Genomic DNA, 15,605 nt, shown 5'->3' with positions numbered 1-15,605 from the left:
CGGTCCTTTCTATCCGGTGGCCATGTCGTCCAACAGCGCGGGGGCCACGCGCTCCTCGGCGAGCGTCCGGCCGACCCTGGTCAGGTGGCCGGCGAGGTCCGCGTCCCACGGCGCAGGCGTGACGCGCCCGACCGGTGGGCCGTCGGCCACCGCCGTCAGGTAGTCCGCGCTGCTCATCCGCCACGGCAGCGCCCCGGTCCGTGCCATCACGTGGGCGGCGATCCGCAGCCCTTCGCCGTCGAAATCGCCGTGGTAGCGCAGTGTCGCCGACAGGTGGCGCAGCAGGGCCATCGCGGCCGCGCTCGGCCATCCCGAGGTGCACACCACCGGGGGACAGCGGTTGCCGAACCTGGCCAGAGCCAACGCGATCAGGCTGGGATTCTCGACCACCCACACGTCCGTCCCCGGACTGCCGACGCCCGCGCGGACCTGCTGCAGTGTCAGCGCCGTCGCGTGCCCGGCGTCGGCGCACACCCGCAGAACCTCGTCGACCGCGCCGTCACCGGCTGGTCGGAAACCTGCCACGAGCACGGTCGAGGACAGCTGGTCGTGGCCGATACCCGCCTGTTCCCACAACGCACGGCGGTCCTGCGTGCCGTAGAGGGCGGCCAGCGCCTTGACGACGAGGTTCCCGCTCTTGGTGCCGTCGAGCGCGTGCGTGTCGCCGAGCACGCGCTCGGCGAACACGGGCAGCGGGACACCGTCCGCGGGCAGCGCGGTCAGTACCCGCAGGACCTGCTCCAGGTCGTGCCGGGAGGCGCGGACGGTCCGTGCCCACTCGTCGAGTGCCGGTTCAGCCCGCACGACGGGGTGGCTGACCAGCCATTCCCTCAGCCGGGCCCGGTCGTCGGACGCACGTCGGCGGTCGCCCGCGCGGTCGCCGATCGGGCCGACCAGCCGGGTCACGACCTGTCTGCTGTCCTCACCCGTCGCCTCGGTGAGTGCTTCGTCCAGGTCGGCGAGGGACACGGTGACGGACTCCCCGGGCAGCCGCGCGGAGCCGAGGAGGTCCGCGATCGCCGCGCGCTGGTCGTCGTCGAGGCCGTCTACCTTGACCCGGCTGACAGGCAGGCCCGACGACAGCCGCGTGTGGACCGCACGCCACAACGGACCCAACGCGGGCGACAGTCGATGCACGGTACCCGGTTATAGCAGTCGGCCTATGTCGTCGTGCTGCGTGATGCGGTTGTCACGTTGTGTTGTGGACAGGGCAGGTGGTACAGATGGTGAACCGGTAAGAAGTCTGAACCGACTCGGGAGCGCCAGTGCCGGACTCAGTCGTGCCTGCCACCGCGCCGCCTGGCGACTTCCACCAGATGCGGGCCGCCGCACTGGACAGCGCCAGGGCGGACCTGCTGCGAGCGACCTGGATGTGGTGATCCCGTTCTGGCTGTCCCGACCGGACCTCGAAGCGGTCGACGTGGCCGAGACGGCCGATCGGCTCGGCTACCGGACGCTGTGGATCGGCGAGATGGTGACGTTCGACGCCTTCGCGCTGGCCACCGCGATCGGCATGCGGACAAGGCAGATCGGCCTGCGGATCGGCCCGCTGGCCACCGGCGCGCGCGGCCCGGTCGCCATCGCGCTCGGCCTGTCGTCGGTGGCACGGCTGAGTGGTGTACCTCAAACCACCGGGCTACGGCGAGATGTTCACCGAACTCGGCTACGGCGACCTGGTCCGGCGGGCACGCGCGGGGGAGTCGTACGCGTCGCTGGCCAAGGACTTCCCGGCCGAGTTGCTCGCCCGGGTGTGCGCGATCGGCACGGCCGACCAGGTCCGCGACCGGATCGCGAAGTACCACCAGGCAGGGGCGGACCACATCGCGCTCGTCCCGTGCACCGCCGAAGACCCCGCCGGAAGTTCCGTCCTCACCGCACTCAAGGAGCAAGCATGACCACCAACGCCCAGTACCGCCTCGCCGCCCGGCCCACCGGCCTGCCGAAACCGACCGACTGGCAGTACACCGAGCAACCGGCCGGGCAGCCGGGCGACGGCGAGTTCCTGGTGGAGCTGGAGTACATCTCGCTGGACCCGGCGATGCGCGGGTGGATCAACGCCCAGCGCTCCTACATCGCCCCGGTCGAGATCGGCGCGGTGATGCGGGCAGCCGGGGTCGGCACCGTCATCGAGTCCCACCACGACCGGTTCGCCAAGGGCGACGTCGTGCAAGGCGTGTTCGGGGTCCAGAAGTACGCCGTGTCCGACGGCACCGGCGTGTCCACAATAGACACTTCACGCGCGCCGGCGCCGATGTACCTCGGCACGCTCGGCAGCAGCGGGTTCACCGCCTACTTCGGACTGCTGGACATCGGCAGGCCGCAGCCGGGCCAGACGGTCGTGGTGTCGGCGGCGGCCGGTGCCGTCGGCAGCATCGCGGGCCAGATCGGCAAGATCGTGGGCTGCCGCGTGGTGGGCATCGCGGGCGGGGCCGAGAAGTGCCGGTACCTCGTCGACGAACTGGGTTTCGACGCCGCGATCGACTACAAGGCCGGGGACATCCGCGCCGAGCTCAAGCAGCACACACCGGACGGTGTCGACGTGTTCTTCGACAACGTCGGCGGCGAGATCCTCGACGCCGTGCTCACCCGGATCACGCGCGGTGCCCGTGTGGTCATCTCCGGCGCCGTGTCCCAGTACAACTCCGAGAACGGCATGCGCGGCCCGGCGAACTACATGCAACTGCTCGTGCAACGCGCCTCCATGACGGGTTTCCTGGTGTTCGACTACGCGGCCCGGTTCCCCGAGGCGGCGTCGGAGCTGTCGGCGTGGCTGGCCGAGGGCAGGCTGACCTCGCGCGAGCACGTCGTCGAAGGCGGGATCGCCGCGTTCCCCGAGACGCTGCTGGGACTGTTCGAAGGGCGCAACACGGGCAAACTCGTCCTGGCGGTGTGACACGTGCCGACCAAGCAGACGGTGAAACACCGCTTCGAGACCGACACGGTCGGCCGGGCGCTCGCGCTGGTCGGCGAGAAGTGGAGCCTGCGGATCCTGCGCGAGTGCCTGTTCGGGGTGCGCCGGTACGGCGAGTTCGCGCGCACCCTGCGGATCCCCCGGCCGACCCTGTCGGCACGGCTGAAGACGCTCGTCGAAGCCGGTCTGCTCGACCGCGTCCAGTACGCGACGAACCCCGACCGGCACGAGTACCGGCTCACCCGGATGGGCCGCGAACTGTTCCCCGCCGTCGTGACGTTGATGCGATGGGGCGACAAGTACCTCGCGGACTTAGGTGGTCCGCCGATCGTCCTCCGGCACAAGGAATGCGGCCAGGTCGCCGACTCGTACGTGGCGTGCGCCGAGTGCGGCGGGGAAATCGCGTTCCACACCGTCACCCCGGAGCCGGGGCCGTCCTACAGCGGAGAATAAAACGGGAGGCACGCTCGGGTGCGTTTCCACTACAGTGGGTATGCAAGCGCATCCGAGGGGGATTGTACGTGCGAGGCAAGCGACTCCTGAGTTCGACACTGGCCGTGGTGGCCCTGCTCGCGGCGGCGCCCACGGCGCTCGCGGCACCCGACCCTGCCGTGGTCCGTACCGCGAGCGGACCCGTACGCGGAACGGTCACTGAGCATCATCGGCTGTTCCAGGGCATTCCGTTCGCCGCACCGCCCGTTGGTGAGCGGCGTTGGCAGCCGCCCGCTCCGGCGACACCGTGGACCGAGGTCCGGGACGCGACCAAAGCGGGCAGCGTCTGCCCGCAGCGTCCGGTGTTCCCGGTCGGTGGCCCCGAGACCGGTGCCGAGGACTGCCTGTACCTGAACGTCAGCACCCCGGCCGCCGCGACTCACCGGCCGCGACCCGTGATGGTGTGGATCCACGGCGGCGGGTTCGTCGGTGGCAGCGGCTCCGAGTACCCGGCGACCCAGCTGGCCGAACGCGGCGACGTCGTCGTGGTGACGATCAACTACCGGTTGGGCGCGTTGGGATTCCTGAGCCTGCCCGGCCTGTCCGGTGGCGGCACGTTCGGTCTGCAGGACCAACAAGCGGCGCTGCGCTGGGTGCGGGCCAACGCCCGCGCCTTCGGCGGCGACCCGGGCAACGTGACCGTGTTCGGCGAATCCGCAGGAGCGCTGAGCGTGTGCGCCCAGCTCACATCACCCGCCGCGCGCGGCCTGTTCGACCGGGCCATCGCGCAGAGCGGGCCATGTGAGCTGAGCTGGCAGGACAGCGAGTTCCTGCCGGACGTGCCCGCCGGATCCAACTGGACGTCCCGCGCCGACGCGGACAACACAGGCACAGCGCTGGGCGCCACGCTCGGTTGCACCGGCGACACCCTGGCCTGCCTGCGCGGCACGCCGGTGACGAAGCTGCTGGACAGCGCCATCAGCCAGCCCGCGTTCGACACCCCGCTGTTGCCCTCGCACCCGGTGAAAGCCGTCGAGTCCGGCCGGATCGCCCGGGTGCCCGTGATGATCGGCAACACCAGGGACGAGCACCGGACGTTCGCCGCGTTCCTGCCTGAACCGCTCAGCGCCGAGAAGTACGAGTCAGTGCTGCGTACCGCCTACGGGGAGAAAGCGGACTTGGTGCTGGCCAAGTATCCGGCGGCGGCGTACTCGAGGCCGACCATCGCGTGGGCCACGGTGACCACGGACTCCGTCTGGGCTCGGACCCGTCACAAGGTCACCGGACTGCTGGCTCGCCAGGTGCCGACGTTCGCCTACGAGTTCCGCGACCGCACTGTGCCGCCGGTGATCCCGGGATTCTCGGACATGGGCGCCTATCACGGGTCCGAGTTGCCGTTCCTGTTCCCCGGATCGCTGCCGGTGGAGCTGAACGCGGCCCAGCGGGCGCTCGGTGAGCGGATGCAGCGCTACTGGGCGAACTTCGCCCGTACCGGACAGCCGAACGGCCAGGGACTGCCGTTGTGGCTGCCCACCAAGCCAGCCGAGAGAACCGTGCAGGGCCTGGACATCGCTCCAGCGGGGATCGGCCCTGTCGACGCGGCTGCCGACCACAACGACGCCTTCTGGGCGGGCATCAAACCGTGATGACGACCTTGCCTCGCGCCCGGCCAGCCTGGGCGTAGGCGATGGCCTCGGGGACTTCGCTCAACGGGTGAACGCGGTCGATGGCGGGAGTGATCCTGCCCGCCTCGGCCAGTTCGCTGAGCACGGCGAGATCCTCCTTGTTGCTCAAGGAGATCAGGCCGCGCAACGTGTGCTTGACGAACAGGTTCATGGCGACCGCCTTGACCAGGCCGGACACGCCGCCGATCACCTTGCCGCGCTCGCCGCCGACGATGACCAGGGTTCCGCTGGGCGCCAGAGCTTTGCGGACGTGGTTGATCGGCCGGTTGCCCGCGATGTCGACGATCAGGTCGAACTCGTCGCGGGTGAAGTCGTCCTTGCGGTAGTCGAGCACCTCGTCCGCGCCCAGGCCCCGCACGAACTCCACTTTGGACGCACTGCACAGCCCGGTCACGTCGGCGCCGAACACCTTGGCCAGCTGCACGGCGTACGAACCCACCCCGCCGCCCGCGCCGATCACCAGAACCCGTTGACCCGCCTTGATCTCGCCCTTGTCGCGCAGGGCGGCCAACGCGGTGAACCCGGAGATCGGGATGGCGGCGGCCTGCTCGAACGTCAGGTTCTTGGGCTTGCGAACCAGCTTGGTGTGGTGCGTGCGCGCGTATTCGGCGAACGCGCCGTCGCACGTGCCGAAGACCTCGTCGCCGGGTTCGAAGGTGGTGACGTTCGCGCCGACTGCCTCCACCGTCCCCGCGACGTCCATGCCCCTGATGGGCTTTCGCGGTCTTGTCAGGCCGAAGCCGAGACGTAAGAGGTAAGGCAGGCCGGTCATCAGATGCCACACGCCCGCGTCCACCGCCGACGCCCTGACCTGGACCACCACCTCGTCCGGCTTGACCTGAGGGGCAGGGACCTCGGCGAACTCGAGCACGTCCGTGCCACCGTAGGTGTGTTGCACTATCGCTTTCATTACTCGTCTCCTGGGTACTGGAACACGTCGTCGAGTGGTGCGTTGAACACGCGCGCGATCTGGAACGCCATCTCCAGCGATGGCGAGTAGCGGCCTTGCTCGATCGCGATGACCGTCTGCCGGGTGACCCCGATCCGCGTGGCCAGTTCGGCCTGCGTCATCTCGCCGTTGGCGAACCGCAACGCCTTGATCCGGTTGGTGACCTTCGTGGGTTTCACTGCTGGAATCCCTGCCGGTACGCGGCGATCTTGGCCATCGAGTTGAGCACGGCGGACAGCGCGAACGCGAGGTAGATGGTGTTGGCGATCCAGAACTGGTCCGCGTCGGCCATGGCGAGGACCATCGCCCCGACACCGCCGATCACGGTGAAGGACTGGGCGATCCGGTCGCCGAAGTGGTCGATCTCGGTGTCCCGCTGGTCTTTGCGCTGCTCTGCCTTGGGCGTTGCCGCCGCGACGACGACATCGAGCACCACCGACGCCACGATCGCGCTGACCACCGTCCAGATCAAGGTCGCCACGTACGGCGTTTCCGCCAGCGGGGCGGAGCCGCTACGACTCAGCACCACGATCACGTAGACGGCGTAGGTCACGACCGTGACCAGGCCCATGATCCACGCGCGCTTCTCCTGGAATGCCACGCCCACTCCCGATGTAAAGCATCTTTGACACGACCAATGTAAAACATGGCCGACACCGTGTCAAAGATGCTTTACATGCCACCTGGCTAGTCACGGCAACGCTCAGGTGCTACTCACCCAAGCGGGGCGACACCCATGCGCCACGCGAGCCCGCGCAGCGCATCCTCGACGTCCACGGTCACCACCTCGTCGCCGGGCCGCTATGGCTACTCGGGTGGCGTCAGGCGCATCACCGGGTCCACCGGCGCCGTACCGTCGAACTGCTTGGCCAGACACGTGTTCGCGAGGTCGACGAAGTGTTGGTAGGCGCAGTTGATGTCGGCCGCGGCCGGGTCGGCGGTCGGCGGCAACGTCGGCCCGGTGAACCAGTCCCGCATCGCGGCCGGGACGGGGTAGTGAGCCGTGCGGTCCCGGTACAGCACGGACCGCGCGTCGGCCTGCAGCGCGACCTCGCGCCATTCCCGCAACGCCAGCCGCAGCCTGATCCAGCGGTAGCGGTCGGTGCGGGTGTAGCCGTCGGCCTCGTCGTCGAACTGTGCTGTGAACCGTTGCCGTAGCGCGATTCCGGCGTCACGGCCGCGCAGCGCCAGCCGTGAGATCACCGCGGGGGACATGAACAGGTTCGTGCCGCCTTCGCCGGGACCTTGGGGGATGGTGGCGATGCGGCCGCGGAAACCGGGCAGCGCGGACTGCATCGTGTCACGCCAGTCCATGAAGGTGTCCAGGATCCGCCCCGCGAACGACAGGGCGGTACCGCCCACGTCGCTGTAGGGCTCACGGGGTGTGGACGAGTCCTGGTCGGGCAGGTGGATCTCGCCGTCCTTGACCGCCCGGTCGGCCGAGGACAGGTTGAGGCCGAACGTCGGCCAGCGCGGCAGCAGCGAGTCGAAGAAGTGGATCGGGAAGTTGCTGGTGATCCCGCCGTCGGAGAACCAGTGCGGCCTGCCGTCGCGGTAGAGCGGGATCGGGCAGATCAGCCCCGGCAGCGGCAGGCTCATCCGGGCGGCCAGCACCACGGGCATCTCGCACGGCTGCGGCAGCCACTGCAGCGTGACCGACGTGTGCTCCGGGCAGGACACCCCGTCGACGTCATCGCCCGACATCTGGGCGATGACCCGGCCGGGCACGAGGTCACGCAGGCACTCCGGGCAGAACTGCCAGCGTTCCGTGGCGGGGAACGGCAACTGGTGCGGCCGCCCGGCGGACAGGTCCGTGGTCATCAGCGCCAGGTTGATCACCCTGTCGCCGGTGGACGGACAGTACTCCGGATCGGACACCCGGGGCTTGTCCGGGCCACGCCACAGGTCGCCGAACGTCAGCGCGCGCGTGTGGTCGATCCCCGCGAGGTCGTCGATCCGGTCGGCCAGCCACGTCGCCAGCGGCGGCGCCGGTGTGGACGGCATCCCGCAGATCCGGTCGAGACGGCCGGGGGAGTACTCGGCCGAGCCGGGCACCAGGCCGAACCGGTGCGACCGATACCGCATCACCACGGGCCACGACGTGACGCAGTAGATCACCGCGATCGCTGCCGCCACAGCGAACGTCAGCACCAGCCAGCACACGACGAGCACGGCACTCGCCACGAGCCACCCGTTCGCGTCCATGTCGTACAGCGGCACTCCGGACAACCCGATCGCCAACGGGAGCAGCAGGAACAACGTTATCTTCCCGAGTCTTGCCGCTGCCACCCGGTACGCCCACACCGCCGCGGCGACGGCGACGACCCCCAACGGCACCGCGACGATCCACAGTGAACCGTTCCACGTGGACGGCGGAACAACCCAACGCAGGGAATACGGCCCCACCAGCCACAACGCGAACAGCAGCAGCAACACGACCGTCACCAGTGGCTTGACCGCGAACAGGACCGCGGTGGCCACCGACGTGAACCGCCTGCGCCCGGTCACCGCCGGGCTCTGCATCAACGCGGTCACCAACCGGAAAGCCTTGTGCAGCGCCGGTTTCGGCTGGAACAGCCGGGGCAGGCGCCACCGGGCGTCGCCCGTGCCGGAGATCAGCCAGCGGATCATGCCCGCCAGCCCGGCGAACCCGGGCCGGACGGCGTCACCGGTGACCGGACCGGCGGGCTGCGCATAACGGCCGTACTCCGCAGCGGCCGTGGCGGCGGCACCGATCGCGCCCGCCGACGCGCCACCGACGTTGCGGAACACGTAGTGCTCGGCGAGCGCGCACACCGCCAGCGGGTAGATCACGCCGCTGGTCGTGCCGCCGCGCATCGTCAGGTCGCACGACCGTCTCACGTAGTCCAGGTACGCTGTCCGGTGCTGCTTGGCCATCCTGTCGGCGGCCACCGGTGACATCCGCATCAAGTCCTGGTCCGCGGCGATGTGGTAACGATCCGGCCGCTCGTACTCCGCCACCTCGTCGATCGCGCTCATCTGACCTCCCGCGCTGTTCTCCACCATGTATATCGGCCGGATCGGACAGCGGGTTATGGCTCCATGAGGTCACAGTATTGCTGTCGCCGGGACCCGAGCGGGTCCCGGCGACAACGGGGTGGTGATCAGAAGGTGAACGCCTGGAACTCGGCGATCCGCACGGTCTGGGCGACGACCGGGTTGCCGGTGGTGCAGTCACTTGTGGACCTCGGGTCGTTGTGCTGCGACCCGGCGTACTCCTTCGCGCCCGTGCACTGGTTGGACAGCACACGAACCATCAGGTGGGTGGCCACCGTCGGGTGGATCCGGAACGACCGCGCGGTCAGATCCGGCGCGGTCGGCCGTGGCGCGTCCGCGGGGAACGCGTCGCCCCGGCTGGTGTACACCTTGCGGTAGTTCGCTGGGTCCGCGCAGTCCTTCCCGTGTTTCGAGTTGCACGCCAGCACCTCGAACTGGCGCAGCGCGGTGAACCGGTTCTGCGGGCCGGGGTCGGGATCCTGGGTGTTCTGCGGCCGCAACTGGGCGCTGACCTGGACACGGCTGATGAACCGCGGCCGGTCGCCCGCCAGGTCGATCCGGACGGTCTTGCCCGCGACCGGCGACCCCGCGGACGCCCAGTTCGACGACTCGGTGTCGTCGATCAGCTTGTCCGCGTTCACGCCATCCCCGGTCGCCGTCGCGCCCTGGCTGCGTGAGGCGATGTTGGGCAGCAGCAATGGGTACAACGTGCCCTTCTCGCCCGCGCGGACCGTCCGGCGGACCTTGGTGCTGCCGTAGCCCTCGGCCGCGACGGTGAAGTTGTACGTCCCCGGCGTGATCTCGACGCTGTCCGGCAGCGCGGTGGCCGGGTCGGTGTCGGCCACGGGGACCGACCGTGCCTCGTAGTCACCGACGTACAGGCGGGCGGGCTTGTCGGTCGAGAGCCGCAGCGTGCCGTTGCGACCGTGCGGGGAGGCGAAGCTGGGTGTCGGGTCGGCGTCGTTGCCGCCGTTGCTCGCCGCGTCACGGCCCAAACCGTGCTGTGCGAAGGCGTTCCACAGGATCGGCAGGTCCGCCCCACCGAACCGGATCTGGTTGGCCGCGAGCGTCGCGTCCCGCATGTCGACGTAGCTCACCGCGCCGGAAGCGTTGAGCAGCAACGCGTCGAACGCCTGCTGCACCCACCGCCGGTTGCCGGGGCACTTCTCGACCGGCACCTTGCCGTCGGCGCAGTCCCGCTGTAGCGACGGCGTGCCACGGCCGTACTTGTCGATCATGGCCTGCCGGACGTCGAAGCTCGTCGAGCTCCAGATCTCGCCGTCCGCGTGCACCTGCTGGCCGACGAGGTCGTAGGCGATGTTGCTGTAGTTGAGCTCGCTCTTGCTCATGTCGTAGTTGCGGATACCTGTCCGCTTGTCGCCGGTGGCGTAACCGCCGGTGACGTACGGGGTGTCGCCGCGCGGCGCGAATCCGTACTCGTACAGGTACTCCATGGCGAACAGGTCGGAGTGCGACTCGTTCATCGCGCCGCCCTGTGCGCCGGACCAGCCGCTGTTCGGGCCCGCGATCAGACGGCCGCTGATGGCGTGGCTGTACTCGTGCCCGATGACGGACATGTCGTAGTCACCGTCGACACAGGGCGCGTAGAACCCGCCGGGCGTCGGCTGCCACAAGTACATGTTCGTCGTCGGTGGCACGCCGTCGGGTGGCGTCGCCTGGTTGGCGTTGTTGCGGGACGCGAAGTCCGGCGGTGCCCCGCCCGCGCGACCACCGGCCTGCGCGTTGCCGCGTTCGGCGTCACCGCCAAGTCCGCCACGGTCCCCGTTGGTCGCCTGCATGTTCCAGGTCTCCTCGGTGAAGCCGAGGTGATAGGACCAGTCGTGCATCCGGTTGTGCATGGCGAACAGGTTGGCCAGTGCGGCGTCGATGTCGTTCTGCTGGGGGCTGGCGAACACCGACGGGTTGCACTTCTCCTTGAACCACTGGTTGGTCCACGGGTAGGTGTAGTCCCGGGTCGCGCTCGGCGCCGAGGTGCGCGTGCCGACCGTGCCGCCGGCCAGGTCGTCCCACTTCTCCGTGCCACGCGCGGAGTTGCCCGCACTGGTCTGGGTGGGCGCACCCGTGGCGGGGTCGGCGTCCCATGCGACACCACGGTCCGCCGTCTGGACCGTGCGCTCACAACCAGGCGCGCGGACCAGGCACCACTTCACGCGGTTGTCGTGTGAGGAGTAGTCGGCGGGCGGGTTGGCGGGGAAGACGTCCCACTCGGGGTTGTCCGAGTCGTGGTCGATGATGTCCTCACGGACCAGCACCTGCCCGGTCCGCGCGTCGACATAGGTGGTGAACCCGGTCGGGTGGTTCTGCTCCTTGGTCATCAGGACGACCTGGTACGCCGCCCGCGGCGCCTCCTGCGGCATGGGCACGGCGCCGAGTTGCACCCGGGTGGTGCCGAGCTCGTCGCCGGTGACGTTGGCGTCCGCGGTCGCGGAGGCCAACGCCTGCTCCGGTGACAGCGTCGCGGGCTGCGGCGCGGCCCGGTCCGGGCTGAGGGTGGAGCTGAGGTGGACGACGGCGCCGTCCCGGATGCCGAACACGGCCAGCCCGTCGAGCACCGACGGCATCGAGCCGTACCGCTGCCGCAGCATGACGTACGAGCCCTGGCCCATCGGCCTGCTGACCAGGACGTCCATCGCGTCGATGCTCGGCGTGCCCAGGCCGAACGTGGCCCGGTTGTCGGTGAGGTACGCCCGCGCGATCGCCACCGGGTCGGCCGACGGGACCGACCGGCGCTGCGCTTCCGGCTTCGGGGCGAGCGTGGCCGGTGTGCCGTACTTGTTCCAGCGGACCGTGGTGCTGGACTGCCCGGCCAGCGTCCGCTGCTGCTCGGTCGGCTGGGTCGCTCCAGGCCGGTGGTCGACGTCCCCGTGGTCGACAGTGTCTCCCTGTACAGCGCTGGCAGGGGAGACCGGGTCCTGCGGGGCCGCGACCGCCGTGTCCGTCCATAACAGACTTGCGGATAACGCCCCGGCCGCGGCGAGCGCACCGGCTCGCCGGAGAGGTTGTCTTCGCATCCCCACAGCTTTGTGCGCGCCCGTGCCGGGGCGATACGTCCGTTAGTCGCTGAATTGGCCAACCCCTGGTGGGGTCACTGCTTCACGTGACCACACCTTCGACGTAGTCCAGCTTGTGCCTGAGGGTGAACAGAGTGGACCCGTCGACGAAGTCGAGCCGGATCAGCTCGGCGAACGGGAAGCCTCGCCCGGCGAGCAACCGGGACCACCCCCTGACCCGCTGGGCGTCCGCTTCCCACAGCGACACCACCTTGTCCCGGAGACTCCACTTGTTCGAGGTGAAGGCCCAGTCGTTCGCGGCCGACAGTGCCTGCCCGACGAGGTTGCGCTCCTTCCGCGCGCTTGTGCGTGCCTCGCGGAAGGACACGAGCAGGTGCTCGGGGAAGATGACCGCGACACGCTGGTCGGTGAGCGCGAACCCGGATTCGGCCTTGCACCCGGCCATCGCGTCGGCGACCAGCACGGCGTCCTGACGCGGGTCCTGGGCCTCGGCCCACCAGCCGATCGAGTCGTCGTCGATCCACTCCATGCCGTTGAACCGGCCTTCGGTGGCGAAGGCGCTGGTCAGCGGCGGCTCGAATTCGAGGTCGACGACCTGCGGCGCGTCCGGCGGGATCGGGTGCGGCACCTGGACACGACCCGCGATCCGGGAGCCGACGACCCGCCCACGCGGCCCCAACGCGATCCGGACCCTCTCCCCGCTGCGCGCCCACTCCCGCTCGAGATCCCTTCTGATGATCTGCATGTCTACTCCGGTGCGCCGAAGGTGAGGGCGAGCATTCTCTCGTACTGTTCGCGTTCCCTGACCGCGCCGCAGAAGAACTCGAAGCCCGAGCGGTCGGTGAGTTCCATCCGCAGGTAGTACACCTTGCGCGCGACGCCGTCGCTCTCGACCTCGAAGTTGGCGATCTGCGCACGCGGAATGTCGATGAGCGGTCGCAGGTGGTGCAACGACACGGTCTTGCGCTTCGGCTTGGTCTCCGGCGTCGTCACGGCGGCGGCGATCTCCTTGCCGGTGGCGACCATGTCGTCCACGAACGCGGCGAACTTGCTCTTCCTGGTGCTGGTCGGCGTAGGCTGAGGCGCTGGTTCCGGCTGGAGGTCGTCGGGATGTGGGTCGAGCATGGCAACGTGCATCCTGGCCGACGTCAGCATGAACAGGCTGTGCGGGATGGGTTGCAACCGGCCGCCGTACTGGAGCGCGTAGTCCGTCTCCTTCTGCCAGAAGATGATGACATCCGGTGGCGGCGGGGTGTTGTTGAACGAATCCTCTCGGTCCTCGAACAAGGAGGCGAAGCCGTCCAGGGTCTTGCGCCCCGCGGAGGCGAGTTTCCCGGGTACCGCCCCCATACCCCGCTTCTCGGTGGTGATGCCCTTGGCGAAGGTCGCCCAGAGCAGAGTTTCTCCCGGTTTGAGCAAGGTGCGTGCGTGCGCGGCAGGTCCGGCGGTCGCGGACGGGAAGATGGTGCGGATCACTGTGTCCTCGGCGGAGTCGGGTCGTCGGTGGAGAAACCACGCTGTTGAGCGGCCTTGCGCTCCTCATCGGTCGACGGGTCCTCAGCGTGGACGTAGGCCTGCTTCGCGCCCCATTCCACCGCCGCGCCGGGCACGTTCTCGAGCACGCCGCGGTAGATCGCCTTGCCTCCTTCGGTGGTGCCGGTAGGCCCCAGGTATCCGAGGGACGCCTTGATGACGTTCTGCGCCAGCGCTTCCTCGCCGGTGGCCGTCGAGCGGTACCGGCTGTTGGAGGAGGTGGAGGTCTTGGAATCCGCGTTGCGGACCTTCTCGCGGGCCTCCTCGACGCCCTTGTACGCCTGCTTGATGTCGTCCGTGTCCCCGGACTTCCGGGCGACGTCCAGCGTGTCCCTGGCCTTGTCCATCGCTTTGTGCGCGTCGCGGGTGTTCTGGTACCCGGACGAGAGGTTGGTCAGCGGGTTGCTCTTGATCTGCTTGCCGATGCCGATCCTGTTGCGGTTCTCGGCGAGCTTCTCCAGGCCCTTGCCGAGTTTGCTCCTGCGCAGGGCGACGAGGATCTTCTCGAGCGCGGCGATGAGTGGCTTGAGCTTGCCGAACAGGTCGGCGATCTTGCCGCCGAGCCGGGTGCCGGTGATCGCGACCTGCGTGGCGGTGAGCCCGCCTGCGACGGCGGCCGACGAGCCGAACGTGATCCACGACGCGGCGAGCGCGGCGAGCCATTCGATGATCAGGCCGAGCACCAGCTCCTGGATGATGTCGACGCAGATCATCACGAACGTGTCGAAGATGTCGGCGGCGGTCTCCAGGATGCCCTTGATGTCGTTGACATCCCCGGCCATCGCGCGGGCGCCGTCGCCGAACTCCATCATCTCGGCCCGGAACTTGTCGCCCGCCTCGCCCTCCCAGATCGCGGAGGTCGCTTCGGACCGCTTGTCCTCGGCGTCGGCAATGCCGTTGAGCCACTTGGCGACGTTCTCCCAGCCCTTGGCGGTGCTGCGCATCTGCTCGGGGTCGCCGATGGCGGGTTCGAGGATGAGGTCGACCAACGGGCTGATCACGATCGAGATCAGCCAGCCGAGGCCGTTGTCGATGAACGACTGGCCGGGGCTGGCGAGGGTCTTGAGCTGTTCCATCCTGGCGTTGAACGCGGCGAAGGCCATCTCGGGCGGGCTGCCGGGGTCCTTCAGTTGCGCGGTGACGTCCTGACGGGCCTGTGACCAGGAACTGCCGTATGCCGAGGCCTGGTCGTAGTCGCTCTTACGGGTCTTGTCGCCCGCGTGGTCGAGCGTCCCCTTGTCACCGACGCCCTGGCCGACGTTGGCCAGTCCGGTCGTGTTGTTCGCCTCGGTCGCGCCGTAGGACTCGGCGGTCTGCTTGACCTTGTCGGAGATCTCGGTGAGGTAGGTGGCGGCCTGGTCGGCCATCGTCCGGCACTCCATCAAGGACTCGTAGTACTTGTCCTTGAAGTAGAAGAACAACGGGCCGAAGCAGTCGTCGCTCACCCGCGCCTGCTCGAGCAGCTTGCTCAGACCGGCGAAGTTCTCCGACTGCTTGGTCGAACCTTCCCCGTACGCGAGCAGTTGGGGCCCGTCGATGACGAATCCGGTCACCGTTTCACCCCGGAGAAGCCCTCGTCGAGGTAGTCGTCGTCATCTCCGTCGAACCTCGGGCGGGGTTCGCGCGCCGGTGGCGCCCCGGCGATGGGCAGGCTGGCCGCGGCGGGTGGCTCGGCCGGGCCGATGGGGTCCACCGCTGGGACGTGCGCCCGGAAAGCCTCCTGGAAGCGCTCGAACTGCTCGTCGCCGACAACCGGCCGGACGACCTCCTCCGTCATGGCAGCGGCCTGCTGCGTCGCCTGCCGGATCGTGCTCAGGATCTCCTGCGTGAGCTGGGTGTGCGTGCGGTTCATCGCCCCGGGCGACAGCTGCAGGCCAAGCACGGCACCGGACGGCGCCACGGTCACCGTGACCGAACCGTCCGAACTGCGGGCGCTGCCCTTCAACTCGGCCAGCCGCTCCTTGAGCCGGCTCGCCCTCGCCGCCTGTTCCTCGAACTCCCGCATCCGCCGCTGGAAAACGGCATCGTCGATCGCCACGAATCCC

At 69.0% G+C, this 15,605-nt stretch carries 14 protein-coding genes and 1 pseudogene; 5 read left to right on the top strand and 10 right to left on the bottom strand.

Annotated elements, in window-relative coordinates:
* Window positions 1–9 precede the first annotated feature (9 nt).
* Window positions 10–1,137, bottom strand: a complete 1,128-nt coding sequence (locus tag ALI144C_RS24730; RefSeq protein ID WP_076989503.1) for a TIGR02679 family protein — start codon at window positions 1,135–1,137, stop codon at window positions 10–12.
* Between the two features lie 235 nt (window positions 1,138–1,372).
* On the opposite strand from ALI144C_RS24730, the pseudogene ALI144C_RS59145 reads away from it, so the two are divergent.
* From ALI144C_RS59145 to ALI144C_RS24705, 5 genes and pseudogenes are all read left to right on the top strand, one after another.
* Window positions 1,373–1,558 (top strand): annotated as a pseudogene (locus tag ALI144C_RS59145) (LLM class flavin-dependent oxidoreductase); the annotation flags it as partial.
* 58 nt (window positions 1,559–1,616) lie between these two features.
* Window positions 1,617–1,895: an LLM class flavin-dependent oxidoreductase gene (locus tag ALI144C_RS57695; RefSeq protein ID WP_237774293.1), complete on the top strand. Its 279-nt coding sequence runs from the start codon at window positions 1,617–1,619 to the stop codon at window positions 1,893–1,895.
* Entirely contained in the window at window positions 1,892–2,893 is a 1,002-nt protein-coding gene (locus ALI144C_RS24715) for an NADP-dependent oxidoreductase (RefSeq protein WP_076989623.1), read from the top strand. Before ALI144C_RS57695 ends, ALI144C_RS24715 begins: the two co-directional genes overlap by 4 nt.
* A gap of 3 nt (window positions 2,894–2,896) precedes the next feature.
* Window positions 2,897–3,364: a winged helix-turn-helix transcriptional regulator gene (locus ALI144C_RS24710; protein WP_237774292.1), complete on the top strand. Its 468-nt coding sequence runs from the start codon at window positions 2,897–2,899 to the stop codon at window positions 3,362–3,364.
* A 68-nt stretch (window positions 3,365–3,432) separates the two neighbouring features.
* On the top strand, window positions 3,433–4,989 hold the full coding sequence (locus tag ALI144C_RS24705) for a carboxylesterase/lipase family protein (protein WP_237774291.1): 1,557 nt from the start codon (window positions 3,433–3,435) through the stop codon (window positions 4,987–4,989).
* On the opposite strand, the gene ALI144C_RS24700 is transcribed toward ALI144C_RS24705, so the two are convergent.
* From ALI144C_RS24700 to ALI144C_RS24660, 9 genes are all read right to left on the bottom strand, one after another.
* Window positions 4,979–5,938, bottom strand: coding sequence for an NAD(P)-dependent alcohol dehydrogenase (locus tag ALI144C_RS24700; RefSeq protein WP_076989502.1), 960 nt, complete (start codon window positions 5,936–5,938; stop codon window positions 4,979–4,981). The genes ALI144C_RS24705 and ALI144C_RS24700 overlap by 11 nt on opposite strands.
* A complete protein-coding gene (locus ALI144C_RS57690) occupies window positions 5,938–6,156 on the bottom strand; it encodes a helix-turn-helix transcriptional regulator (protein ID WP_441297572.1) in 219 nt (72 codons plus the stop codon). The genes ALI144C_RS24700 and ALI144C_RS57690 overlap by 1 nt, the downstream gene beginning before the upstream one ends.
* A complete protein-coding gene (locus ALI144C_RS24690; RefSeq protein WP_193441224.1) occupies window positions 6,153–6,578 on the bottom strand; it encodes a hypothetical protein in 426 nt (141 codons plus the stop codon). The genes ALI144C_RS57690 and ALI144C_RS24690 overlap by 4 nt, the downstream gene beginning before the upstream one ends.
* Window positions 6,579–6,784: 206 nt before the next feature.
* Window positions 6,785–8,977, bottom strand: coding sequence for a patatin-like phospholipase family protein (locus tag ALI144C_RS24685; protein ID WP_237774290.1), 2,193 nt, complete (start codon window positions 8,975–8,977; stop codon window positions 6,785–6,787).
* Between the two features lie 125 nt (window positions 8,978–9,102).
* Window positions 9,103–12,027 (bottom strand): M36 family metallopeptidase, encoded by a 2,925-nt coding sequence (locus ALI144C_RS24680; protein ID WP_076989501.1) that lies wholly within the window; start codon window positions 12,025–12,027, stop codon window positions 9,103–9,105.
* Between the two features lie 82 nt (window positions 12,028–12,109).
* Window positions 12,110–12,772 carry a hypothetical protein gene (locus ALI144C_RS24675; RefSeq protein WP_076989500.1) on the bottom strand — a complete coding sequence of 221 codons (663 nt, stop codon included), beginning with the start codon at window positions 12,770–12,772 and terminating at the stop codon, window positions 12,110–12,112.
* Window positions 12,773–12,774: 2 nt separating this feature from the next.
* Window positions 12,775–13,503 carry a hypothetical protein gene (locus tag ALI144C_RS24670; protein WP_076989499.1) on the bottom strand — a complete coding sequence of 243 codons (729 nt, stop codon included), beginning with the start codon at window positions 13,501–13,503 and terminating at the stop codon, window positions 12,775–12,777.
* Window positions 13,500–15,113 (bottom strand): WXG100 family type VII secretion target, encoded by a 1,614-nt coding sequence (locus ALI144C_RS24665; RefSeq protein ID WP_076989498.1) that lies wholly within the window; start codon window positions 15,111–15,113, stop codon window positions 13,500–13,502. The genes ALI144C_RS24670 and ALI144C_RS24665 overlap by 4 nt, the downstream gene beginning before the upstream one ends.
* On the bottom strand, window positions 15,110–15,598 hold the full coding sequence (locus ALI144C_RS24660; RefSeq protein WP_330359605.1) for a YbaB/EbfC family nucleoid-associated protein: 489 nt from the start codon (window positions 15,596–15,598) through the stop codon (window positions 15,110–15,112). The genes ALI144C_RS24665 and ALI144C_RS24660 overlap by 4 nt, the downstream gene beginning before the upstream one ends.
* Window positions 15,599–15,605: the final 7 nt, after the last annotated feature.

The organism is Actinosynnema sp. ALI-1.44, assembly GCF_001984155.1.
In the GTDB taxonomy this organism is placed as follows: Bacteria; Actinomycetota; Actinomycetes; order Mycobacteriales; family Pseudonocardiaceae; genus Kibdelosporangium.
The sequence above is the reverse complement of the archived record's forward strand: the minus strand, read 5'-3'. Positions and strand labels throughout refer to the sequence as shown.